We start from the raw sequence: 21424 nt of genomic DNA, 5'->3' as shown, positions 1-21424 counted from the left end.
CATGACATGAGCCTTACGGGCGCGCTGAATTCGGCCACGGCCGGGTTATATACCACACAGGGTCAGTCGCGGGTCGCGGCGGATAACGTGTCGAATGCGATGAACCCGGGGTATGTCCGGCGCGAGGCGGTGCTTGTCACCGCCAGCGGCGGGCAGGGCGGCGCTGTGATCAGCGAGATCCGCCGCGAAGTCGATGCGACGCTGCAGCGGATGTCGCGCCTCGAAAATTCGCGGATGACGCAGTACCAATCCATTCAGGAAGGGCTGACCAGCTATACTTCCTATCTGGGGCAGCCCGGCGATGGTACGTCGCCCGCGGACCGGTTCAACGATTTCCAGAACAGTCTGACAACGCTGGTGAATATGCCGTCGTCAAATGGGGCGCAGACTGCGGTTGCGCTGGCTGCAGAGGACCTGGCGCGGTCGGTCAAAGGGGCCGCGACGACCTTGTCGACCACGCTGAGCGACGTGAACATGGAAATCCGCTATGAAGTCGCGGATTTGAACACGGCACTGTATCAGCTGCGTGATCTGAACGCCTCGGGCAGCAGTTTCGCGCCCGGATCGCTGGAGTCTGCACAGTTCGATGAAAAAGTAGATACGATCCTTGATCAGATATCGGGCATTGTGGATACGCGGATGCACCGGTCGTCTAATGGGTCGATCAGCCTATATACCGTCAGCGGTGCGGCTTTGCTTGAAGGGCAAGTGGTTCAGGACGTGACCTTTAACCCCAGTGACGGGACGCTGATGGCGGGCAAGCAGGATATCACCCCGTTCAAAGACGGCGTCCGCGGTGTGCAGCACGGCAGTCTTGCGGGGCTGTCCGAACTGAAACGAGAGACGATACCGAAGTTTAGTCAACAGTTGGATGAATTCGCCCGCGGGTTGATGCAGACCTTCGAAGGGGCCGACGCCAGCCTGGCACCGAACGAGGCAGGCTTGTTCACCGACAACGGCAGTGCTTTTGATCCCGATAACCTCACCGGACTGGCCAGCCGCTTGCAGGTGAACGACAAGATTTCGTCAAATGGGGATGCCGAGGTTTGGCGTATTCGGGACGGGTTAGGGGCGGTTTCCCCTGGTGCGGGGTCTGAAATGGCGCAGATCAACGCCTTTTTGACAGCGCTTGATGACCCCATGAACGCCGCGAAAGGCACAGGTATTCCGAGCGAAGTCTCATTACGTGATTTCTCTGCCGAGATGATCACCAGTCAGGCGGCAGAGCGCGCGCGGGCCGAGAATGATTTCAATGCAGCGGCCTCTGCGGCCGAGGTGGTGATGTCGGCGCGACGCAATTCCGAAGGCGTCAATATCGACGACGAGATGCAGCAATTATTATTGATCGAACAAAGCTACGCGGCAAATTCCAGAGTGCTCGCAGCAGTGTCAGAGATGATCGACACGCTGATCGCAGCGGTATGAGGCGGATAAAATGGTTCTAGGCATCAGCAGCTTTTCGTCGTTTCAGTTTAACCTTTTCAACCGGCAGAACGTACAGCGCAACACAATGGCGTTGCAGCGTGCAAGCGAGGAAGTCGCCACCGGAAAAAAGGCCGACATCTATGCCGATCTTGGTCCGCGCGCCGCGTCGGTCATGAAACTGCACGGCCGTGAGGCGAACACGCAAACCTTCATAACGTCGAACAAGGTCCTCGGCAGTAAGCTTGACGCGATGCTTGCCTCGGTCGACGCTGCGCGCACGCAGGTGCAATCGGTGCTGGAAAGCGCGTTGGTCAATGCGACGCGGGACAACAATGGGGCCGAAGTGCTCCAGATGCAGGCGCGGGCGGCCCTTGAAAGCCTCGTGTCGACGATGAACACCTCGTATAACGGCGAAAACCTGTTTTCGGGTCTGGAATCCAATAAGACCGCGCTGACACGTTGGCCAGAAAACAGTGCAGAAACCGGGCGGTCACCGCAATCTGTGATGGAAGAAATCTTCGGCTCCGGCCCGACAGATCCCGCAAGTGCCCAAGCGATTGCAGATCAGATCGACGCGGTTTTCCAGTCTCAAGACGCCGATGCCAGCCGAAATTTCCAAGGCACTTTTTATCAAGCGTCGCCCGAGGCCGATGCAGCCGGCAACGAGACCAAGCAACTTAGCGCTTGGGTGAATACTGGCCAAGAGGTGGTATATGGCGTGCGTGCGAATGAACAATCCTTTCGCGATGCCTATAAGGGCTTGGCGATGCTGGCTGTTTCGGATGTCAGTCAGATGGATGACGCGGCCTATAGCACATGGATGTCAGAGGTCGTCGATAGCCTTTCAGCGTCGCAAGAAGGGATGTTGGATATCTCTGCACGGATCGGTTTCAATCAGCAGATCGTCGAGAAAACGCAGATGCAGCTGAACGATCTGTCTTTGGTCCAGCGCACGCAGATTTCGAACTACGAGAGCGTTGATCCCTATGAGGCAGCCACGCGGATGAACAGTCTGGAGACGCAGTTGCAAGCAAGCTATCAGGTGACATCGCGGCTCTCGAGCCTGTCGATCCTGAACTATCTGCGCTGATCAGCTTGCCTTGGAGGTCACCTCGGGCGAGCTGAGCTTATAACCGCGACCATGTACGGTTTCGATATACTGCCAGCCCGACTTTGACGCTGACGCGAGCTTTTTGCGCAGTTTGCAGATGTAGACGTCAATCACCTTGTCAAACGGCTGATCGATGCTGCTGCCATAGATGGCGTCATAGATCGCGTTTTTTGAGATGACCTTGTTCGAGTTCAGCGCAAGATGCTGGAACACCGAGTATTCCCGTTTCGAAAGCTTAATCCGGCTGCCAGACACAATCGGGTCGCGCCCGTCGAAATAGGCCGTCAGCTCTCCGACAATCACGCTTTCAGAGGCGTGACCATAGTGCCGCCGGATAATCGAATTTGTCCGCGACAGCACCTCTGCACCGCGGATCGGGCTAACGATAACATCATCGGCCCCGAGGTTCAGCAGATCTGAGGTGTCTTTGGCGTTGCGGAAATCCTTGAGGACGATGACCGGATTGACGCAGCCCGCCGTGCGCATCGCACGGATATAGTCACGCGTGTCGTCACCTTCACCAATCAACACCGCGTTGGTCTGGTGACCAGGTTGCAGCAAGGGGCCAAGCCCAGTGGTGAAAAACTCGGCTGTGACGAACTGAAGCTCGATACCTGCGCTGCGCAGCTCTGCGGTTAGGCCGGCGCATCGTTCTTTCCGCTGTTCGAAAATATACATGCGCATTTTATTCTGCCCTAAATCCTGACTATTCCTATCGGTAGCAAGTATATTCTGCGGTAGCAACAATTAATAGATGATTTAACTTGTATAAAACGGTCTGCTACGTGATTATGGCAAGGATAGTTGAACTGTTCTTGTACTGGAGATTTCGCAATGGCGCACCGCCAGCGACCCCCTTTCTCAGCATGGCTGCGCGGCCTGCAGGCGATCGCCGCAGCCGCGCTGCTCGCGTTGCCGGCAGTACCAGCAGGTGCACAGGTTCGGATCAAGGACATCGCGCATTTCGAAGGGGTTCGGGAAAACCATTTGATCGGCTATGGCTTGGTCGTTGGCCTTTTGGGGACGGGGGACAAGCTGAATTCCAGCCCCTTCACGCGTGAATCCATTCGCGGCATGCTTGAACGTTTGGGCGTGGCCAATCTGGATGGCGAGACGCTGAAAACCAAAAATACCGCAGCTGTGATGGTTACGGCCAAGCTGCCGCCTTTTGCGCGGCGCGGATCGCCCATTGATATCACGGTGTCGTCCTTGGGCGATGCGACCAGCCTGCGCGGTGGTACCCTGTTGATCACACCGCTGACTGGTGCAGACGGTGAGGTCTATGCCGTAGGACAGGGTGCGGTCGCGGCCTCGGGGTACCGGGTGGATGGCAATGCCGCGAGCGTCGTGGACGGCGTGCCGACCATCGCGCGGATCGAAAACGGTGCCATCGTTGAGCGCGAGATCGAATTTAGCCTCTTCCAGCTCGACAGCATCCGGATTGCGCTGAACAACCCTGATTTTACGACCGCTGACCGTGTACGCGAGGCGATTGCCCGACACCTCGGATCTAGTCAGGTCGAAGTGCTGGATTCCGGCACGATCGAGGTCTGGGTCGGTGACAAGCGCAACGCCCCCGAAACGATCATGGCAGTCGAAAATCTGCTGGTCACGCCGGATGCCGTTGCGCGGGTTGTGATCGACGAAAAATCCGGCACCATCGTCATGGGGTCCGATGTGCGGATCGCGCAGGTTGCCATCAGCCAAGGCGGATTGACCGTTCGCGTGCGCGAGAACTTTGGCGTTAGTCAGCCCGGCCCGTTCAGTGTCGGTGGCAATACAGCTGTGATCAGCGAGAAACCTATCTCTATCGGGGGGACGACCGTGATCGTGCCCGAAACCGAGATCGATATTCAGGAAACCGACGGCAGCTTTAGTATTCTGAATGGCGACGTGAGCCTTCAAGAGCTGGTCGATGGGCTGAACGCCATTGGCGTTGGCGCACGACAGACAATCGCGATCCTGCAAGCGATCAAAGCCGCCGGTGCCCTACATGCGGATCTGGAGATTATCTGATGACGGGTCCAATTACTCCGGCGCTGCCTGCTTTCGACATCGCCAAGCCCGATCGCGCGGCACAGACGGGCAAGGAATTCGAAAAGGTGTTTCTGACCCAGTTTGTCGATGAGATGATGAAGACGGCCGGCTCATCTGCGTTTGGTGGCGAGCAGCAAGCCGATATGTGGCGGTCGTTCATGTCAGAAGCCGTTGCTGGCCAGCTTGTCGAACAGGGCGGTTTCGGGTTCTCGGGCAGCGTGTCGCAGATGCTGGATGCCTACGGTCAGGGCAAATCCACGGTCGAAGGGCAGGGCGAATGATGTCGCGCACCTTCCGCTTTGGTCGACGCGGCAGCACCCCAGAGGGGGAGGCGACGGACCAGCCTGCGTTAACCCCGCAGGACGAAGAAAACATCCACGCCTATGTGGCGAAGATCCACGATACAATCGACGTGCTGAACCGCGAGATAGACGCGATCAAGGCCGGCGATCTGGACGTCGTCAGCGCGATCTTCGAGGAGAAATCCCGCGCGCTGAAATGGTTGGAACTGCAAACGCCGCTTGTAGAGCCCTTTATCGATCACCCGATTATGACAGAGCTGGAGGTCAAGCGACACCTCAAGCACCTCAAAAGCGCGATTGAAGAAGACAGCGCCATTTTGTCCCGCATGGCGGTCGCGGCGCGCACCATTCTGCGCGAGGTGAAAAAGATCAGCAATCGCAATGATCTAGACGGGAATTACGGGAAGATGGGGCAACGTGTCAGCGGTGTTGCCGACAAGAATATGCGCGTTGATCAGAAATTCTGATCCGCTTTCTACCGATTTACCCATTTTGTTAACCCCGCTTTAACCTGAGCTGCTAAGTAGTTCAGGTTAGCCTTTCTACGGCTGACCTCAGTCAGAAGACTGGATCAATACGAGAAGCAAGGAGAACATTAAATGTCGTCCATTCTCACCAATAGCTCCGCAATGAACGCTCTGGCCACGTTGAAAGACGTGAACCGTGGGCTGAACCAAACACAGGACCGTGTTTCCACGGGTCTGAAAGTGGCGTCTGGTAAAGACAACGCTGCCTATTTCGCCGTCTCCGAGACGATGAAAGGCGACAGCGGCATGTTCAAAGCCATTAACGAAGGCATGTCTGCGACGAAGAACTCCGTTGCGACAGCCCGTCTGGGTGCTGAAACTGTTTCTGACATTGCGCAGCAGATCGTTGAACGTGTTGCATTCGCCCAAACTGATGGCGTTGACCGTGCCGATGTCCAATTGGAAATTGATGCATTGGTTGGTAATATGACCTCTGCAATCGCCCAGTCCACGTTCAATGGCGATAATCTTGTCGACGGCGTTTACAAAAATGACTCGGGTGGTACCCCTCTGACGGAGGTCTCGGTTGTCAACGGTATCAAGCGTGATGGCACTGGCATTACTGCCACTACATTTTCGTTTAAAGAGGTCAATCTGACTGCGATCAAAGATGCTTTTGCAACGATAGATCTCGAATCTTTGGCGGCCGGCAGCGGTGGCACGACTATGGCTGATAAGCTCGCGACGGCCGAAGGCGAACTTAGCAAAGCAATTTCCGCTGCAACATCACTAGGCATCACTGAAAACACCTTGGACGGTCAGATGCAGTTCATCGAGAGCCTGACAGACACGCTGGATTCCGGCGTAAGCTCGATGGTTGATGCGGATATGGAAGAAGAAGCGGCACGTCTGCAGGCCTATCAGGTCCAGCAGCAGCTGGCGACGCAGTCCCTGTCGATTGCCAACCAGGCCCCTCAGAACATCCTGAGCTTGTTCCGTTAATTCGGCTCCGGCGTTTTATGACAATACCCTCTCCATCTATGGTGGGGGAGGGCTGGCACTGACAATTGTCCAGCCCGCTTTCAACTGAGTAAAAAGTAAGTAAAGCTGGCCTCCTGTCAGCATCAGTCAGAAGACTGGATCAATACGAGAAACAAGGAGAACATTAAATGTCGTCCATTCTCACCAATAGCTCCGCAATGAACGCTCTGGCCACGTTGAAAGACGTGAACCGTGGGCTTAACCAAACTCAAGACCGTGTTTCCACGGGTCTGAAAGTGGCGTCCGGTAAAGACAACGCTGCCTATTTTGCTGTCTCAGAGACGATGAAAGGCGACAGCGGCATGTTCAAAGCCATTAATGAAGGCATGACAGCGACCAAGAACTCCGTCGCGACAGCCCGTTTGGGAGCCGAAACTGTGTCTGACATCGCGCAACAGATCGTTGAGCGTGTTGCTTTCGCGCAAACCGATGGCGTTGATCGCGCTGATGTGCAGCTGGAAATCGACGCATTGGTAAAGAACATGGGGTCTGCAATCGAGCAGGCCACATTCAACGGCGATAATCTTGTAGATGGTAGCAAAACCGGTGCTGGTAACGAAGTAAGCGTTACAAACGGGGTGACACGCAACGGCGCGACATTTGGCGCGACGACGTTTAAGTTTGAGGGTGTCAACCTTGCGGCGATCAAGACCGAATTTGGTAAGATCAATGTTAACGATCTCACGACAGCGGATGGCGCAACTATGGCTGCAAAGTTGCAGTTCGCAGAGGCTGAGCTGGGTAAATCCATCACCGCTGCAACCTCCCTCGGCATCACCGAAAACGCTCTCGACGGTCAGATGGAGTTCATCGACGCCCTGACAGACACGCTGGATTCCGGCGTGAGCTCGATGGTTGATGCGGATATGGAAGAAGAAGCGGCACGTCTGCAGGCCTATCAGGTTCAGCAGCAGCTGGCGACGCAGTCCTTGTCGATTGCCAACCAAGCCCCTCAAAACATCCTGAGCTTGTTCCGTTAATTCGGCTTCGGCGTTTTATGACAATACCCTCTCCACCTTTGGTGGGGAGGGGCCCTGACGACACAAACCACCGGCCCGGACATGCGTCCCGCCGGTTTTTTATTGCGCCTGAGCAGCCTCGGCGCGGGCGCGTTCCTCGAAAAAACTACGCAGCGGGTCGTCGATGCCGGATTCAAGGATCATCCGATAGGTATCTGCAAATCCCTCGGCGGCGGGCGTTTTGTCGCCACGGCTTTGTGACAGAAACGGGCTTGCTGCTTTAAAGAAGGTAATAGCCTGATCGGTTTCGGGATCGGACCCTGATTTATAGGCCCCAAGGCGGATCAGATCCTCCATATCGGCGTAGCGGCCCAAAGCCTTGCGCGCGACTTTGGTGATTTCATACTCCTCGGGGGAGTGGCACCCCGGCAGCATCCGCGACAGCGATTTTTGCAGGTCGATCGCAGGAAAACGCCCCTGTTCCGCGATGCGTCGATCCAAAACCAGATGCCCGTCCACGATGCCGCGCACCGCATCCGCGATCGGTTCGTTCATGTCATCCCCGTCCACCAACACGGTATAAAGCCCTGTTATGTCGCCCTCGGCCGCCATGCCGGGGCCTGCGCGCTCTAGTAAATGCGGAAGCTCACTGAAGACCGACGGCGGATAGCCCCGTAGGGTCGGTGGCTCGCCACGGGCAAGGCCGATTTCGCGCTGCGCCATGGCAAAACGCGTGACACTGTCGAGCAGCAACAGCACCTGTTTGCCCGTCGATTTGAAGTATTCCGCAATCGCGGTCGTGGTCAGCGCGGCTTGCTTGCGCAGCAGCGGCGCCTCATCCCCGGTAGAGACAACGACCACCGCGCGCGCCATGCCTTCCTCGCCCAAATCCTCTTGGATGAACTGTTGTACCTCGCGTCCGCGCTCTCCGATAAGCCCGATCACGATCACATCGGCATCCGTATTGCGTGCGAGCATGGCCATCATCGTCGATTTTCCAACGCCGGAGCCCGCGAAAACCCCCATCCGCTGTCCGCGGCAGATTGGAGTAAAGATGTCGATGCATTTGATCTGGGTCTCTAGCTTCTCGCCGACCTTTTTACGGTCGAACGCACCGGGCGGATTGGCGCGAAAGCGGGTTTTTCGCCGTGGGCGTCGGGCGCGTGCATATTGAGTGAGCGGGCGGCCAAGCGCATCGACCACCGTGCCGATCCAGCTCTCGTCGGGGAAAACCATATCGTCATGTTCGATCAATTCGACCGCGTTTCCGACCGACACGCCTTCCCATGTGCCAAAGGGCAAAACACAAAGATCGCTTCCCTGCGCGCTCACGACTTCACCGTCAATATGCCCTGCGGGGGTGTGTACTCTGCATTGGCTGCCGATGGCCGCCATTGCTTCCAGCCCGCCGACCGTCAAGGTCATGCCGGTGATTGATTTGACGGTGCCCGAGATCTTTGCGCTGGCGCATGAATAGATGGACTTTTGCAGATTTGCGAAGGCAGAAGTCAAAATATACTCTTTCGAAAATATTCTATCCTTGCTATATATCAAGGATAAATTATGAGTCTAGTATGAATACAGATCCTACATCCTTGTTCAGTCTTGCCCCTAAGCGTTTGCAGTGGCTTGCCACGCGGCAAAACGTCGTGTCCGAGAATATCGCTAACGCAAATATCTCAGGATATCGGGCGCAGGGCGTCCAAAGCTTCGCAAGCTATCTTGAGGACACCGGTAGGTCGCAGCGGTTGCAGGAGGCCGAAGTGGTCGAGGCAAAGGTTCTTTCGGGCGCGACCATGACCGGGAATAACGTGAATCTCGAAGAGCAGTTGGTCGAGGCGAATAGTGCTTCGGGGCAGTTTCAGATGGCAGCCAGTTTGTACCGCAAGGCGCATGAGATGGTTTATGCCGTTGCAGGTCGACGGTAATAGGAGGCGGGCGCGATGGATTCTCTTTCCAGAATTTCAACAACAGCAGCCAGTGGGATGCGCGCGCAGGGTGATCGGTTGCGCATTGTGTCTGAGAACCTTGCCAACGCGAGTTCGACCGCGCAAACGGCTGGGGGCGATCCCTATCAGCGCAAGGCCATTTCATTCGAAAGCGGTACAGATCCGGCCACCGGCGCGGCGATTGTGCAGTCTGCGGGCGTAACGCGGGACGCTGCCGACTTTACCCTGCGGTACGAGCCATCGCACCCAGCGGCCGATCAGAATGGCTATATCAAGATGCCGAACGTTAACCCGTTGATCGAAATGAGCAACATGCGCGAAGCTGCGCGCAGCTATGAAGCAAACCTTTCGATGCTGGACAAGGCGCGCGATATGCGTCGTCAGCTGGTCGAGTTGTTGAAATAAGGTGCCAGAATGACAGATTTTTCCGCCATCCGTTCCTCTTATGTTGAAGCCGCCTATTCCAAGACGGTTCAGGGAGAAACGCGCGGACCGAAGTCAGTAGGCCCCGCTCCCAAAGATTTCTCGCAAATGGTTGGCGATGCGGCGGCGCAGGCGGTGGAATCCGTACGCAGCGGCGACCAGATGGCGATCAAGGGGCTGACAGGGCAGGCCAGCCTTCAGGAAGTTGTTCAGGCCACAATGGCGATGGAGCAGACGGTTCAGGTGTCGGTGGCATTGCGTGACAAATTGGTGGAAGCGTACCAGGAAGTTATGCGCATGCCGGTTTAACATCAGGTTAATGTACGCCATGTTTTTCGGAGGTCCGCTGTGGATTCTGTCACTATCTACGAGATCATCCGGCAGACGTTGACCGTGACACTGATTGGATCAGCTCCGGTGCTGGTCGTGGCGCTTGGGGTTGGACTGGCCATCGCCTTTTTTCAGGCTCTGACTCAAATTCAGGAAATGACGCTGACTTTCGTGCCAAAAATTGCCGCAATCTTCGTAACGCTTGCGATCAGTATTCCCTTTATCTTTTCGACACTTGTCGGTCTGTCTGACCGGGTTTTTGACCTTGTGGCCAACGGGGGGCTTTAGGGTGCGCTTGTCTGCATTTTTGCTGGCTGTCTTGCTGCCGATATCTGCGCAAGCGGACAAGGCTGGATGGTCGGGGTTTTACACGGCGTCCGTTTCAGCGGTGAAACCTGCGGCACTAAGCGCGAACCAAAACCCGATGCGGATTTGCGTGGAAGAAATTCTTGCAGCTGAACAGCGCTATGACATTCCGGGAAACCTGCTGTTGGCCATAGGTATTCAAGAAGCGGGTCGCGAAGTGAACAACAAGCTTGTGGTGTGGCCTTGGACCGCAAATACGAATGGCACGGGCACATTTTTCGGGAGCAAACTCGCCCTCGAAGCACATGTCCGCGAGACCCAAGCGCGTGGCGTTCGGTCGACAGATGTCGGCTGTATGCAGATCAATCAGCGTTGGCATGGCGACCAGTTTGCTTCTCTCGAGGAGGCGACGGCACCGGTGCATAACGTAGACTATGCCGCGCGCTTTCTCACGTCACTTTACCAAGAGACGGGCGATTGGTGGCAGGCGGCTGGCCGGTACCATTCCTCAAACGCCAGCTATAAATCGGTTTACCTAAAGAAGTTGCAGCAGAACCAGCGCATCGCCCAAGCATTCTTGACCCGCTTTGCGAGTGATGTCAGCGTTGGCGACAACGCACCGCAACAGGTCGCAGCTACCCGCGAAATGCCCGACTTTAATTGGAGCGCAGATTTGAGCGGTGCGAATTCCGGAAAAACGCGCGGCGCGCTGTCCATCTACTCCACGCAGGTGTTGGCTCCGATCCTGCCCCACTATGCGGAGGTCAACTGAGCGTGGCGACACCCGACACAAATCCGGTGCCCTTCAGCTTTGCAAAGCTGGGCGGTGCTAATCGAGATATCGGGTTTGCCGTGGGGATGGTTCTCATCCTGGCAATGCTGTTTATTCCGTTGCCTCCTTTCTTTCTCGATCTTGGTCTGGCGATCTCGCTCGCGCTATCTGTACTGATTCTCATGGTGGCGTTGTGGATCGGTACACCCCTTGAATTTAACTCCTTTCCAACGCTGCTACTGGTCGTCACGATGCTGCGTCTTGCTCTCAACGTATCCTCAACCAGATTAATATTAAGTGAAGGCCACAATGGCCCCGGTGCCGCAGGGAATGTCATCGAAGGTTTCTCGCAGTTCATTCTGGGCGGTGACTTCATCATCGGGATCATCGTTTTCACAATTCTGGTGATCATTAACTTTATCGTCATCACTAAGGGTTCTACTCGGATCGCAGAGGTCGCAGCGCGATTCTCGCTGGATGCGATGCCGGGCAAACAAATGGCGATCGACGCTGACCTAGGGGCGGGCGCGATTACAGAGGAGGAGGCGAAAACACGGCGTAAAACGGTGGAGGAAGAAAGCTCTTTCTTCGGGGCCATGGATGGTGCGTCGAAATTTGTCCGGGGCGATGCGGTCGCCGGGTTGATCATCACACTGATTAATGTGTTCGGCGGCATTATGATTGGGATGATCAGCCACGGCCTAAGCGTCGGCGATGCCATGAGCCGATATACAGTTCTGACCATCGGGGACGGTCTGGTCACGCAGATCCCGGCATTGGTGGTTTCTCTCGCCGCTGGTTTGCTTGTGACGAAGGGCGGGACGCTGGGTGCCGCGAACGAAGCAGTCTTAGGCCAGCTTAGCAACTTCCCTAAGGCGCTCTATGTCGCTGGCGGCCTGACATTCTGCATCGGCTGGCTGCCCGGCTTTCCGGTAATGATCTTTCTTACGTTGTCGACGGGGATGGTTGGGTTTGGCTATATTATGCAAAAGTCTTTTCTGGAGCGTGATAAAGCCGAAGAATTAGCCGCGGCGCGCAAGGCCGCACCTACTGAAAGTAGCGAAGACAAGCTTGCGGATATGCTTCGGGTGGATGATGTGCGGCTTGACCTTGGTTCCGGGCTTGTACCGATGATCACATCAGTGAATGCCGCCCTGCCTGGCAAAGTAAAAAGCCTCAGGTCTTTGTTTATAAAAGACTTTGGTTTTGTCCTCCCGCTGGTCCGGATTAAGGACGACGCGGAACTGCCCGCCTATACCTACACCATCTCCCTGCAAGGAGTAGAGGCGGCGCGCGGTGAGGTTGATCCGATGATGATGATGGTGATCAACCCCTCCGGGCAAGAGATCAATCTGCCCGGCAAGCGCACACGCGAGCCCACCTTCGGGCTCGAGGCCATATGGGTTGACGAAACGCGCGCCTCCGAAGCAGAGCTGATGGGGATGACGGTTGTCGACCCTGAAAGCGTGATCACCACCCACCTGACCGAGGTGATCAAGGAGCATATGCCCGAGATACTCACCTATGCTGCGACGCAGGAACTGATCGAAGGGCAGGATAAGGAATACCAAAAACTGCTTTCAAGTGGGTCGGACAGCAGTTCAGCCGTCATGTTGCAGCATGTTCTACAAGCGCTGCTGGCTGAACGGGTATCGATCCGGAACCTTTCAATGATCATCGAGGCGGTCGCCGAGGCCAGTGCGACGTCCAAGAATATCCGGACCGTGATTGAACATGCGCGGAGCAAACTCGCCAAGCAGATCTGCCAGTCATTGAAGGACTCTCAAGGGTACGTACCGGTGATCAACCTGGGCGGTGATTGGGAGCGCGAGCTAGCGACCTCGATTTCAAAGGCAAATGGCGAAGAGACGTTCTTGATGTCTCCATCGCGCGTGCAGGAGTTCGTTCTTGCTGTGCGGAAAGAAATCCAAAAATTCTCGAGCGCGGATGAATGGCCGGCCATTTTAGTTAGCCCCCAAGCGCGTCCCTACGTGCGGTCGATACTGGAACGGGTCAGCCCAATGACCCAAGTGATTTCCCATAACGAAGTCCACCGCAAAGCGTCGTTGCGTACCGTTGGCACCGTCGGGTAAGGGCCCGTGGCAATCGAACCTTTCATTTCGTCATTGTTTTTTTCTTTTTTCGTCGTGTTTGCCCGCATTGGAACAGCGCTGATGTTCATGCCGGGTTTTGGCGAGGTTCAGATTCCGGTGCGGCCACGTCTATCGCTCGCAATGCTTATCAGCCTGTCGCTGCTGCCTTTGACCCCGATCGCAAGCTCATTACCCGACAGTATCGTGACCGCAGTATTCCTGTTCGGCGCTGAGGTGTTGATTGGATTATGGATCGGGCTTTGCGCACGTATCCTCTTGTCAGCATTGCAGTTTGCCGGATTTCAGGTCGGGCAGGTATCCGGGTTGGCCAATGCCTTTGGACCGTCGTTCGGATCATTTGAAGGGGCCACAATGGTCGCCAGTCTTCTGCTTATGAGTGCGGTTACCATGATTTTCATCACGGATACCCATCATCTGATTATCCGCGCGTTGCTCGCCAGCTATCAAGTCTTTCCGCCTGGCCAGTTTATACTGGCCGATCTGGCTGATCAAATTCTGCGCGTGGCAAGTGCGAGCCTCTATATTGGCACGGCTATCGCGGCCCCATTTTTTGTGATGGGGGTGATTTTGAATCTTGGTATGGGGCTAGCAAACCGGATGATGCCACAGCTGCCAGTGTTTTTTGTTGCGGCGTCGCTGCTGATTGGGGCGGGGCTACTGATCCTTGCCATCGCCCTGCCAACCATGCTTGATTACTTTTTGACGCGGTTCCAGGAATGGATCATGGGTTTTAGGATCTAATCATGGCCGATAACAGCGACAGTACAGAAAAGACGCTAGAGCCGACCGAGAAGAAACTTAAGGACGCGCGCAAGAAAGGCGACGTCCCATCTTCGAAAGAGACGGGAAATATGGTGGTTGTCGTCGCGATGCTGGCGATCGCTGCCTTGATCTTGCCCTATCAAGCCCCGCAGATCGTCGTCGCTCTTTCGGTGCTTCTGGACCATGCTCCCACCCTGTTGGTCGCAACGGGGGAGCCGGGTGTCATCCGGTTGGGGCAGATCATGAGCGAGTTTTTCTTTATGATCGTCTGGGCGGTCCTTCCGATCTTTGGGGTGCTGTTCCTAGGGGGCGCGATTGGCGCGGTGATCCAAGGCGAAACTGTCGTTGCCGCCGAGCGTATCAAACCAAAACTTTCGAAATTATCCCCGTTCGAGGGGCTGAAGCGTCTTTTTTCGGCCAATGCGCTGGTCGAATTCGTGAAAAGTATCGTCAAAGTGTTGGCGATTGGCGGGCTCGCGGCATGGATCACGAATGAAGCGGTGCGGCGCATTTGGACATCTTCTGGTTTTATCCCAGAGCATCTGCCCGGCTATCTGACCGCCGCCGCGGTGAAGCTGCTGATCGCAGCGGCAATCCTACTGGTGCCCATTGCGATTGCCGATATTTTATGGCGGCGTTTTGACTGGCGACGCAAGCAACGGATGAGCCAGAAGGACATCCAGGACGAGCATAAAGAATCCGAAGGCTCCCCCGAGATCCGCCAGAAACGCGCGCGTCGTCGCCGCGAGTTGTCGCAGCAGCGCACCATTACCGCCGTGCCTTTGGCAGATGTTATCCTGACCAACCCGACGCATTATTCGATCGCGCTGAAGTATGACCCCGAGCAGGACATGGCACCGGTCTGTATCGCTAAGGGTGCAGACCATCTTGCGCGCCGAATTCGCGAGGTGGCTACGGAACATAATATTCCGATGATCGCGAATAAACCGTTAACGCGTATGCTGTATGACGAGATCGAAGTCGATCAGGTTATCCCCGTCGCCCATTGGGAAATCGTGGCGGAGATCATTAGCTTTGTCTTTGATTTGCGCAACAATAAGAAGCGCGCGGCACCGCAGGGATCAATCCTGCGGACCGACCCGAATTAACGCAGTTTAATGCCCGTTAGGTCCTGGTCAGCGGGCAATTGAGAGCGTTCAAGAATAATCTTGGACACCGCGCGGGCGCGCACTGCTGGAATTTTCGCAAGAATTGGCGCGGCAGTTCTTGGCTTCATGGTTCCGAGGATCATGATCGTAGTCTCGATATCCAGATCGTCCATAATACGCGCCGCATCCGTAGGCTTCATATTCGTATAAAGTTGGATCAATCGATCAAGGTCATCGGTCTGTGCGGCGTCAACGCGGCCCAACAGGCTCTCAATAGAAGTCTTGAGTTCCGTTAACGACGCTTTTTCGATGTTAAGCCGTTCGCGGGCCAGGGCAAATTCAGCCCGCTGGTTTTCTAGCTCTACCTGTTGCAAACGGACCAGTTCACGCTCTTTAGTCAAAGAAATAAGCACGTCTTCCGGCGCTTCGCAGCCGTTTGACAGGTCGGGCAGATTGGCGACCAAGGGCGGCGCATCCTGAACCGGCTGCAGTTCCGTTTCTTCCTTGGTCTCCGCGGCAAGCACCATCATCGGCTGTGTGGGAAGGGGGCTATCCTTGAACATAGGAAGCTCTGGGAAGGACAGGGCCGCTTTGGCACAGAGCGTAAGCGCCAGCCCCCCAATAATAATCTTGCCGTTTAACATACCTGATCCAAACATCTATCAGCCCTTCGCCGCAGAGGAATTTTCAAAAAATGCGCGCACCATTTCCTTTTTATCCCGCACCACACGGACACCGTTGCGTTCGGCCGGAACGGGCTTGGTGGCGCGACGGCTTGCGAAAGAGGCGGCTGCTTCCTCTACGGGGCTTGGTTCGTCGACGGGGTCAGGCACACGTTGCGCCGTTTCGATGCTTTCGCGCATGTGATGCACCGATTTTTCAGATTTATCGACCGCCGAAGAGAATTGTTCGACCAGCGGCTCAAGCTGCTTTAGCGTCGCCGTCAGCTTGCGTAATTTCATCGAGACCACATAACCATAGCCGATGCTGCCGATCAGCAATACGACGATCAGACTGTCAATTATCGTTGCTATCATCTTCGTGGTCCTCCAGAATTTCCAGCTTTTCGGTAATTTGCACAGCCACATAGCCGTTATTGCGTTTCCCTAAAGATACAGTGAACATCGGGGTATCGGCGCAGGTCACTGTCGCGTCGCGACCTTCTTCGATACCAAAATCAATCGTATCGCCTGGGCGCCACGACATGATTTTCTGCAAGGGAAAGACGTTTTCGGACAGCACTACATCCAATTCAACATGGGCACGTTCAATCTGAGCCTCGATAAGAGAACGCCACTGGTCTTGCGACACCATACGATCGCCAAAATAGACTTTGCCAAGATCAGGCAGGATCTGTTCTAGGGCGTCATAAGGAATGACCAGATCAAGGTTACCTGTGTTGCCCGCCAAGGTTAGAGACAAGCTTAGCCGCGCACAAAGGCTGGTATTCTTGGCAATTGCGGCACCTTCGACCTCTGTATCGATACGGTCCAGCTCTAGGTTAGCGGCCCCTACAACCGACAGTGATCGCTCCAGCTCGGCAAAAACAGCAGAAGCGAGCCGCTCTCCAAAGCCCAGCTCAATGGCGGTGAAGGGATCAGTGTTGTCGAAGTCGATATTCTTGGCATTGCCACCCAGCATCAATTCTACCGCGGTCATCAGAACGGTTTGGTCCATCACTACAAGGATTTCGCCGACGAACGGATGGCCTGTTCCGATGGCAAGAAACGTGGGCTTGGGCAGCCCTTCGATTACTTTTCCCATTGGAATATAGTCGAGCGACGCAAGCGATGCTTCGCACATGGCCCGCAGTAAATCGGGCAGGGCGACTGAAAGGTTTTCGACCATGCGATCACCGATGATGTCCAGCATAGGGAGCCGGTCAAAGGTGAAATCCGACATGCGGATGATCTCGTCGATCAGGTTAGGGCCTGACTCGTCCGGTCGTGTTGCTGTATCGCTCGCGCTCATCTCCGCCCCCTATTGTACGATCAGGTCTTTGATCAGGATTTCCTGCGGCAGATCATTGCCCACAGCCGCGCGGGCGCGTTTCAGCAGTTCGGCCTTGATATACAGAATGCCCGCCATGCCGCGCACGTCGTTTTCCGTCAGTCCACGCAGGTACCCGTTAAAGAGATCGCGCATGAAAGGCTGACGTTCTGCCATCAGCTTGTCCGCGCCGGCGTCGGGCCGGTAGGCGACCATCAGGTTAACCTTAAGATAAACCGACGTGGGGGATCCGTTCTGGTCGAACCCCTGAATGTTGGTCAGCATCTCGCCCAGATCAAGCAAGCCGGTGTCGGCTGCTTTGACGTCTTTTTCGCCCTCTGCGTGATCGTCGGTTTCGGCTTCGCCGTGCGTGTCGTCGCTCTGCTTTTGCGGCGCAGCGTCGTCATCTTTGGCGTCAGCGTGCTCGGCTTCGTCGCTCTTGTACTCGGGCTCAAAGGCTTCGGCGTCTTTGACATAGGCTGCGCGCGCAAGGAAGAAGCCGCCGCCGAGCGAGACTACACACATCAAGGCTGCCGCGATCAGCATTTTGCGCGATCCGCGCGGCCGGTCCGCTGCGTCAGCAGGGGAGCCCTGCTTTACCGCGGCTGGCTTTTTTTTCGCTTTATCAGCCATGTGGAAACCTTAACTTGGGGTTAATGTACATTCGTCTTTCAGGGCCAAAAACACAAGGTTAAAAATTGTTTAATACTTGCCACGAGGCATGAATTGTTCAATATATCCGTAACAAATCGCTGCTGAGGGGCATCATGCAAGGATTACTCGACAATCTTAAGTCGCTCGGTCGCAACAAGCTTATGATGCTTGGCGGGGCGGGTATTGGCGTGATGCTTTTGATGATTCTCGGCATCGGTGCGGTGACCCGTCCGGACTACGCGCCGCTTTATTCGAATCTGTCGATCACCTCTGCGAATTCAATCGAAGCGACACTGGCGAATGCGGGCTTTGATGCCATGGTGTCGGAAGATGGTACGAGCATTTCTGTGCCGCGCGGCGATGCGGTGCGGGCACGGATGGTTTTGGCCGAAACCGGCATGCCGATCGACGGCGATCCAGGGTGGGAGCTGTTTGACGAAAACAGCGGGCTGGCGATGAATTCGTTCCTCCAGAAAATCAACAAGATGCGCGCGATGGAGGGGGAGCTGGCACGTTCGATCCAGACGCTCGATGGCATTTCGTCGGCGCGTGTGCATCTGGTGCTGCCGGACCGCGAGCCGTTTTCACGTGATGCACCTGCGCCGCGGGCGTCGATCATCTTGCGCCCCGAATCTGGCCGCGCCGTGACACGTAAGCAGGCCGTCGCGGTCAGCAATCTAGTCGCCTCTGCCGTTGCAAATTTGGACCTTTCGCGCGTGACCGTCCTGTCCGCAAGCGGAGAGACTATCCTTGCTGAAGGGCCAGATGGCAGCAGTCAGGGCGGTGTGCAATCCGCCAAAGCCGGCATCGAAGATCGTCTGTCACAGGAGTTGCAGAATATCCTAACCGCTCGGGTCGGGGCCGGTAACGCGCGCGTGCATGTGAACGTAGAGCTCACGACGCAACGCGAGGTCATCGTAGAGCAGACCTATGATCCGGATCAGCAAGTCGTGCGATCAACCGAGACAAAATCCGAGGACCAGACCGGTACTAAAGCGGCTGGAAATGTGGGCGTCGAAAACAACATACCTGCGGCATTGGCCGACGGCACCGGGGAAGGGTCGTCGACCCGACGGTCCGAAGCCGATGAGATCGTACAGTATGAAATCGGTAACACGCGCCGCGAAATTATACGCGAAGCGGGTGACGTTCGTCGCCTATCCGTCGCGGTCTTGGTGAACGGCATCTACAACGTCGACGGCTCTGACGTGATCTATGCTGAACGCACCCCCGAAGAGCTCGCCCGCCTGAGCGAGCTGGTCCAGACGGCAGTCGGGTTCGACACCGCGCGCGGGGATAGTGTCTCTGTCGATAGCATGCGGTTTATGGACTACTCGATGGATCTGGGCGACCCGATCGATAAAACGATCGGTGATGAGCTCAGCGAAAATGTCGTCTCTATCGTGCGCGGCGTGCTTGCTCTGCTGGTGGTCGGCCTGATCCTCATCTTTGGTGTGCGCCCCGTGCTGCGCAAGTTGAGTGAGGGCGATCAGCTCAACAGCTATGAAGACCCGGCCTTGACCGGTGACAAAGCGTCCGAACCTGCGGCGTTGGGGGTTGATGGCAAGCCCGCCAAGCTGCCCGCGGTGCCCTCTGCCGTTGCGGACCTGCAAGAAGACGAAGACCCGCTAAACGTAGATGACGAAACTATCGATGCTGCCGAGGTGGCTGAATACGTGCGCAAAGAGGGCATCCGCGGCAATCTTCATAAAAAGAAAATCGAAACAATCCAGCAGCTAGCCGATGAAAAACCGCAAGAGGTCTTGCGCGTGATCCGGTCGTGGCTCCCGGCTGAGGCTGGCGCATGATCGACCTCTTCGCCCGTAACTTTGACAGTGATAACGCGCCCGCGGTCCCAGTCACGACGCTTGATGATGAAGAGCTGAACCTACGACTGGCCGAGGCACGCAAACAGGGTTTTGACGCAGGGCGCGCTGTCGGACAGCTAGACGCACAGGCCGAATTTGACGCGCAGGAAGACGAACGGCTCGAGGCGGAGAGCGAGGCAATCCGAGGGCAATTGGACGTACTGATCGCGCAAGACACCCGTCAATGTCGGGCCACAGAGGCTGATATTGTCGAATTATTCCTTGGCATCGGCGACCGGCTTGTGCCCGAATTGCTGCAGACCTACGGGGTCGATCTGGCTGTGCGCCGCATCCGCGAAAGCGTCGCGTTGAGCCGCAGCACACCGGTTCTGTCGATCACTGCATGCCCCGATGTTGTTGCCCGGCTTGAGGCGCACCCGCCCGTTTGGTTGCCTACGTCGACCGATGCCGCGTCGATCAAAATCGTCGCGGATAGAGACTTGCCCCGCGGGGCAGCACAGGTCGTCTGGCAGGGCGGCAAGTTGGAATATGACATTGAACAGGCAACCACAGCGGTACTCAGCGCCTTGCAAACCGCCACCGTTGAACTGACCGCAACCACAAGGATTGCTGAATAATGCTACATAATGATCAGGATAAAACCCACGCCGACCTGACTGAGGGTTCCGGGCTTAATACGGAAACCAAAGCGCCGGCCGGCTTGGATAGCAAAAGCCTGGACGCGATATTTGGCGTCAAGCTAGACGTGCGCGTCGTGTTGGGGCGCAGCCGGATGCCAATCTCAGAGCTGCTAAATTTGACCAAAGGGTCGGTGATTGAACTGGATCGCCGGGTCGGTGAACCGGTCGACATCATGATTAACGATCGCATGGTGGCGCGTGGTGATCTGGTACGGGTCCAAGGCGACTCGCTCGGTGTCGCACTGCGTGAAATCGTCAAAGACTTCGTCTCAGATATCTGATGATCGCCCGCATTCTGTCCTCTTTTTTGCTGCCTTTAACAACGGGCACGGCCATACTTGTGGTCGCCTTGATTGTATTGGGGTCGGCCGGTTCGGCACAGGAAGCCGACCTGGGCAGTATGGTGCGCGACCTCTCTTCGGCCTTCGGGGATGTAACGCCGGGGACGGATGAAGGTGCCAGCCTTTCTGGTCGGCTGATCCAGCTGTTTGCAATCATCACGGTGCTGAGCGTCGCGCCGGGACTGCTGGTTATGGTCACGAGTTTCACCAGATTCGTGATTGTTTTCTCGATGTTACGGCTTGCCCTTGGATTGAACCAGACGCCGCCCAACATTGTGTTAAACGCTATGGCCTTGTTCATGACCTTCTTTGTCATGCAGCCGGTGTTCGAAGACGCGTGGGAGGCCGGACTTGTCCCGCTGATGGAAAATGCCATCATCGAAGAGCAGGCCGTTCGCAATATATCGGAGCCGTTTTACAATTTTATGCTGGTCAATACACGCGACAAGGACTTGCAGCTTTTCACCGATATCGCGGACGAGGCGTCCCCACCGTCCGACGGTCCGGCCGCGCTCCCAAGTTGGCGGGTATTAGTACCATCGTTCATGATCTCAGAGCTTAGACGCGCGTTTACGATTGGCTTCCTGATCTACCTTCCCTTCATTGCCATTGACCTGATCGTCGCGTCGGTTTTGATGAGCGCGGGGATGATGATGTTGCCGCCAGTATTGGTATCGCTGCCTTTCAAAGTTATCTTTTTCGTCCTGATCGACGGGTGGTACATGCTGGCCGGATCGCTGATCCAATCCTACGTCTCCGGCTAGGTGCCGCGGCGTCGAAATAGTCATGTCAAACAAGTATAGTTTCCGCTATCCTTGTCCAAT

General features: G+C 56.0%; 25 protein-coding genes. 19 read left to right on the top strand and 6 right to left on the bottom strand.

The annotated features are described in order from the left end of the window. Nucleotides 1-6: 6 nt before the first annotated feature. Nucleotides 7-1425 (top strand): flagellar hook-associated protein FlgK, encoded by a 1419-nt coding sequence (gene flgK, locus ACVBAU_RS16875; RefSeq protein WP_448329188.1) that lies wholly within the window; start codon nucleotides 7-9, stop codon nucleotides 1423-1425. 10 nt (nucleotides 1426-1435) lie between these two features. After that, a complete protein-coding gene (locus ACVBAU_RS16870) occupies nucleotides 1436-2515 on the top strand; it encodes a flagellin (protein ID WP_448329186.1) in 1080 nt (359 codons plus the stop codon). Here ACVBAU_RS16870 and ACVBAU_RS16865 read toward each other — a convergent pair whose 3' ends face one another. Further along, nucleotides 2516-3220 carry a winged helix-turn-helix domain-containing protein gene (locus ACVBAU_RS16865; protein ID WP_448329184.1) on the bottom strand — a complete coding sequence of 235 codons (705 nt, stop codon included), beginning with the start codon at nucleotides 3218-3220 and terminating at the stop codon, nucleotides 2516-2518. A gap of 150 nt (nucleotides 3221-3370) precedes the next feature. Between ACVBAU_RS16865 and ACVBAU_RS16860 the strand changes: the two genes are divergently transcribed. From ACVBAU_RS16860 to ACVBAU_RS16840, 5 genes are all read left to right on the top strand, one after another. Further along, a complete protein-coding gene (locus ACVBAU_RS16860) occupies nucleotides 3371-4552 on the top strand; it encodes a flagellar basal body P-ring protein FlgI (protein WP_448329182.1) in 1182 nt (393 codons plus the stop codon). Next, nucleotides 4552-4854 carry a hypothetical protein gene (locus ACVBAU_RS16855; protein ID WP_448329180.1) on the top strand — a complete coding sequence of 101 codons (303 nt, stop codon included), beginning with the start codon at nucleotides 4552-4554 and terminating at the stop codon, nucleotides 4852-4854. Before ACVBAU_RS16860 ends, ACVBAU_RS16855 begins: the two co-directional genes overlap by 1 nt. Beyond that, nucleotides 4851-5342, top strand: a complete 492-nt coding sequence (locus tag ACVBAU_RS16850) for a flagellar biosynthesis protein FlgI (RefSeq protein ID WP_448329178.1) — start codon at nucleotides 4851-4853, stop codon at nucleotides 5340-5342. Before ACVBAU_RS16855 ends, ACVBAU_RS16850 begins: the two co-directional genes overlap by 4 nt. Nucleotides 5343-5474: 132 nt before the next feature. Further along, entirely contained in the window at nucleotides 5475-6344 is an 870-nt protein-coding gene (locus ACVBAU_RS16845; protein WP_448329388.1) for a flagellin N-terminal helical domain-containing protein, read from the top strand. A gap of 167 nt (nucleotides 6345-6511) precedes the next feature. After that, nucleotides 6512-7363, top strand: coding sequence for a flagellin N-terminal helical domain-containing protein (locus ACVBAU_RS16840; RefSeq protein WP_448329386.1), 852 nt, complete (start codon nucleotides 6512-6514; stop codon nucleotides 7361-7363). Nucleotides 7364-7462: 99 nt separating this feature from the next. Here the strand turns inward: ACVBAU_RS16840 and ACVBAU_RS16835 are convergent, their stop codons facing one another. Beyond that, the gene (locus ACVBAU_RS16835; RefSeq protein WP_448329384.1) at nucleotides 7463-8854 is read right to left on the bottom strand and encodes a FliI/YscN family ATPase; all 1392 of its coding nucleotides are present in this window, start codon (nucleotides 8852-8854) and stop codon (nucleotides 7463-7465) included. Between the two features lie 62 nt (nucleotides 8855-8916). Here ACVBAU_RS16835 and ACVBAU_RS16830 point away from each other — a divergent pair, with 62 nt between their 5' ends. The 8 genes from ACVBAU_RS16830 to ACVBAU_RS16795 are packed head-to-tail and all read left to right on the top strand — an operon-like array spanning nucleotide 8917 to nucleotide 15107. Beyond that, a complete protein-coding gene (locus tag ACVBAU_RS16830) occupies nucleotides 8917-9270 on the top strand; it encodes a flagellar basal body protein (protein WP_448329382.1) in 354 nt (117 codons plus the stop codon). A gap of 15 nt (nucleotides 9271-9285) precedes the next feature. Then, on the top strand, nucleotides 9286-9696 hold the full coding sequence (flgC, locus tag ACVBAU_RS16825; protein WP_093732880.1) for a flagellar basal body rod protein FlgC: 411 nt from the start codon (nucleotides 9286-9288) through the stop codon (nucleotides 9694-9696). A 9-nt stretch (nucleotides 9697-9705) separates the two neighbouring features. Then, nucleotides 9706-10023, top strand: a complete 318-nt coding sequence (locus tag ACVBAU_RS16820) for a flagellar hook-basal body complex protein FliE (RefSeq protein WP_448329380.1) — start codon at nucleotides 9706-9708, stop codon at nucleotides 10021-10023. Nucleotides 10024-10062: 39 nt separating this feature from the next. Further along, nucleotides 10063-10332 (top strand): flagellar biosynthetic protein FliQ, encoded by a 270-nt coding sequence (locus ACVBAU_RS16815; protein ID WP_448329378.1) that lies wholly within the window; start codon nucleotides 10063-10065, stop codon nucleotides 10330-10332. Between the two features lie 7 nt (nucleotides 10333-10339). Beyond that, entirely contained in the window at nucleotides 10340-11122 is a 783-nt protein-coding gene (locus ACVBAU_RS16810) for a lytic transglycosylase domain-containing protein (RefSeq protein WP_448329376.1), read from the top strand. 2 nt (nucleotides 11123-11124) lie between these two features. Continuing rightward, complete coding sequence (gene flhA / locus ACVBAU_RS16805; protein WP_448329374.1) at nucleotides 11125-13215, top strand: flagellar biosynthesis protein FlhA; 2091 nt, start codon at nucleotides 11125-11127, stop codon at nucleotides 13213-13215. 6 nt (nucleotides 13216-13221) lie between these two features. Beyond that, nucleotides 13222-13977 carry a flagellar biosynthetic protein FliR gene (locus tag ACVBAU_RS16800; protein ID WP_448329372.1) on the top strand — a complete coding sequence of 252 codons (756 nt, stop codon included), beginning with the start codon at nucleotides 13222-13224 and terminating at the stop codon, nucleotides 13975-13977. A gap of 2 nt (nucleotides 13978-13979) precedes the next feature. After that, nucleotides 13980-15107, top strand: coding sequence for an EscU/YscU/HrcU family type III secretion system export apparatus switch protein (locus ACVBAU_RS16795; protein ID WP_448329370.1), 1128 nt, complete (start codon nucleotides 13980-13982; stop codon nucleotides 15105-15107). On the opposite strand, the gene ACVBAU_RS16790 is transcribed toward ACVBAU_RS16795, so the two are convergent. The 4 genes from ACVBAU_RS16790 to ACVBAU_RS16775 are packed head-to-tail and all read right to left on the bottom strand — an operon-like array spanning nucleotide 15104 to nucleotide 17729. Next, the gene (locus tag ACVBAU_RS16790) at nucleotides 15104-15766 is read right to left on the bottom strand and encodes a MotE family protein (protein WP_448329368.1); all 663 of its coding nucleotides are present in this window, start codon (nucleotides 15764-15766) and stop codon (nucleotides 15104-15106) included. The genes ACVBAU_RS16795 and ACVBAU_RS16790 overlap by 4 nt on opposite strands. A gap of 3 nt (nucleotides 15767-15769) precedes the next feature. Further along, the gene (locus ACVBAU_RS16785) at nucleotides 15770-16144 is read right to left on the bottom strand and encodes a flagellar motor switch protein (protein ID WP_448329366.1); all 375 of its coding nucleotides are present in this window, start codon (nucleotides 16142-16144) and stop codon (nucleotides 15770-15772) included. Continuing rightward, entirely contained in the window at nucleotides 16125-17078 is a 954-nt protein-coding gene (locus ACVBAU_RS16780; protein ID WP_448329364.1) for a flagellar motor switch protein FliM, read from the bottom strand. The genes ACVBAU_RS16785 and ACVBAU_RS16780 overlap by 20 nt, the downstream gene beginning before the upstream one ends. A 9-nt stretch (nucleotides 17079-17087) precedes the next feature. Then, the gene (locus ACVBAU_RS16775; protein ID WP_448329362.1) at nucleotides 17088-17729 is read right to left on the bottom strand and encodes a flagellar basal body-associated FliL family protein; all 642 of its coding nucleotides are present in this window, start codon (nucleotides 17727-17729) and stop codon (nucleotides 17088-17090) included. 134 nt (nucleotides 17730-17863) lie between these two features. Here ACVBAU_RS16775 and fliF point away from each other — a divergent pair, with 134 nt between their 5' ends. Genes fliF through fliP form a run of 4 tightly spaced genes read left to right on the top strand, consistent with a single transcriptional unit; the run spans nucleotide 17864 to nucleotide 21364 of the window. Then, complete coding sequence (gene fliF / locus ACVBAU_RS16770) at nucleotides 17864-19558, top strand: flagellar basal-body MS-ring/collar protein FliF (protein WP_448329360.1); 1695 nt, start codon at nucleotides 17864-17866, stop codon at nucleotides 19556-19558. Then, nucleotides 19555-20196 carry a FliH/SctL family protein gene (locus tag ACVBAU_RS16765; RefSeq protein WP_448329358.1) on the top strand — a complete coding sequence of 214 codons (642 nt, stop codon included), beginning with the start codon at nucleotides 19555-19557 and terminating at the stop codon, nucleotides 20194-20196. Before fliF ends, ACVBAU_RS16765 begins: the two co-directional genes overlap by 4 nt. Further along, nucleotides 20196-20540 (top strand): flagellar motor switch protein FliN, encoded by a 345-nt coding sequence (gene fliN / locus ACVBAU_RS16760; RefSeq protein ID WP_323804185.1) that lies wholly within the window; start codon nucleotides 20196-20198, stop codon nucleotides 20538-20540. The genes ACVBAU_RS16765 and fliN overlap by 1 nt, the downstream gene beginning before the upstream one ends. Next, nucleotides 20540-21364, top strand: a complete 825-nt coding sequence (fliP, locus tag ACVBAU_RS16755; RefSeq protein ID WP_448329356.1) for a flagellar type III secretion system pore protein FliP — start codon at nucleotides 20540-20542, stop codon at nucleotides 21362-21364. Before fliN ends, fliP begins: the two co-directional genes overlap by 1 nt. Nucleotides 21365-21424 lie beyond the last annotated feature (60 nt).

This window comes from Sulfitobacter sp. M13 (genome assembly GCF_053474885.1).
Note: the sequence above shows the minus strand (reverse complement) of the source record. Positions and strands in the feature narration are given on the sequence as shown.

Excerpts from the sequence above, each read along its gene's own strand:
- flgC (WP_093732880.1), top strand. The coding sequence starts at position 9,286 with ATGGATTCTCTTTCCAGAATTTCAACAACAGCAGCCAGTGGGATGCGC.
- fliN (WP_323804185.1), top strand. The coding sequence starts at position 20,196 with ATGCTACATAATGATCAGGATAAAACCCACGCCGACCTGACTGAGGGT.
- ACVBAU_RS16765 (WP_448329358.1), top strand. The coding sequence starts at position 19,555 with ATGATCGACCTCTTCGCCCGTAACTTTGACAGTGATAACGCGCCCGCG.
- ACVBAU_RS16850 (WP_448329178.1), top strand. The coding sequence starts at position 4,851 with ATGATGTCGCGCACCTTCCGCTTTGGTCGACGCGGCAGCACCCCAGAG.
- ACVBAU_RS16840 (WP_448329386.1), top strand. The coding sequence starts at position 6,512 with ATGTCGTCCATTCTCACCAATAGCTCCGCAATGAACGCTCTGGCCACG.
- ACVBAU_RS16860 (WP_448329182.1), top strand. The coding sequence starts at position 3,371 with ATGGCGCACCGCCAGCGACCCCCTTTCTCAGCATGGCTGCGCGGCCTG.
- ACVBAU_RS16795 (WP_448329370.1), top strand. The coding sequence starts at position 13,980 with ATGGCCGATAACAGCGACAGTACAGAAAAGACGCTAGAGCCGACCGAG.
- ACVBAU_RS16845 (WP_448329388.1), top strand. The coding sequence starts at position 5,475 with ATGTCGTCCATTCTCACCAATAGCTCCGCAATGAACGCTCTGGCCACG.
- fliF (WP_448329360.1), top strand. The coding sequence starts at position 17,864 with ATGCAAGGATTACTCGACAATCTTAAGTCGCTCGGTCGCAACAAGCTT.
- ACVBAU_RS16855 (WP_448329180.1), top strand. The coding sequence starts at position 4,552 with ATGACGGGTCCAATTACTCCGGCGCTGCCTGCTTTCGACATCGCCAAG.
- ACVBAU_RS16830 (WP_448329382.1), top strand. The coding sequence starts at position 8,917 with ATGAATACAGATCCTACATCCTTGTTCAGTCTTGCCCCTAAGCGTTTG.
- ACVBAU_RS16775 (WP_448329362.1), bottom strand. The coding sequence starts at position 17,729 with ATGGCTGATAAAGCGAAAAAAAAGCCAGCCGCGGTAAAGCAGGGCTCC.
- fliP (WP_448329356.1), top strand. The coding sequence starts at position 20,540 with ATGATCGCCCGCATTCTGTCCTCTTTTTTGCTGCCTTTAACAACGGGC.
- ACVBAU_RS16820 (WP_448329380.1), top strand. The coding sequence starts at position 9,706 with ATGACAGATTTTTCCGCCATCCGTTCCTCTTATGTTGAAGCCGCCTAT.
- ACVBAU_RS16785 (WP_448329366.1), bottom strand. The coding sequence starts at position 16,144 with ATGATAGCAACGATAATTGACAGTCTGATCGTCGTATTGCTGATCGGC.
- flgK (WP_448329188.1), top strand. The coding sequence starts at position 7 with ATGAGCCTTACGGGCGCGCTGAATTCGGCCACGGCCGGGTTATATACC.
- ACVBAU_RS16790 (WP_448329368.1), bottom strand. The coding sequence starts at position 15,766 with ATGTTTGGATCAGGTATGTTAAACGGCAAGATTATTATTGGGGGGCTG.
- ACVBAU_RS16780 (WP_448329364.1), bottom strand. The coding sequence starts at position 17,078 with ATGAGCGCGAGCGATACAGCAACACGACCGGACGAGTCAGGCCCTAAC.
- ACVBAU_RS16870 (WP_448329186.1), top strand. The coding sequence starts at position 1,436 with ATGGTTCTAGGCATCAGCAGCTTTTCGTCGTTTCAGTTTAACCTTTTC.
- ACVBAU_RS16865 (WP_448329184.1), bottom strand. The coding sequence starts at position 3,220 with ATGCGCATGTATATTTTCGAACAGCGGAAAGAACGATGCGCCGGCCTA.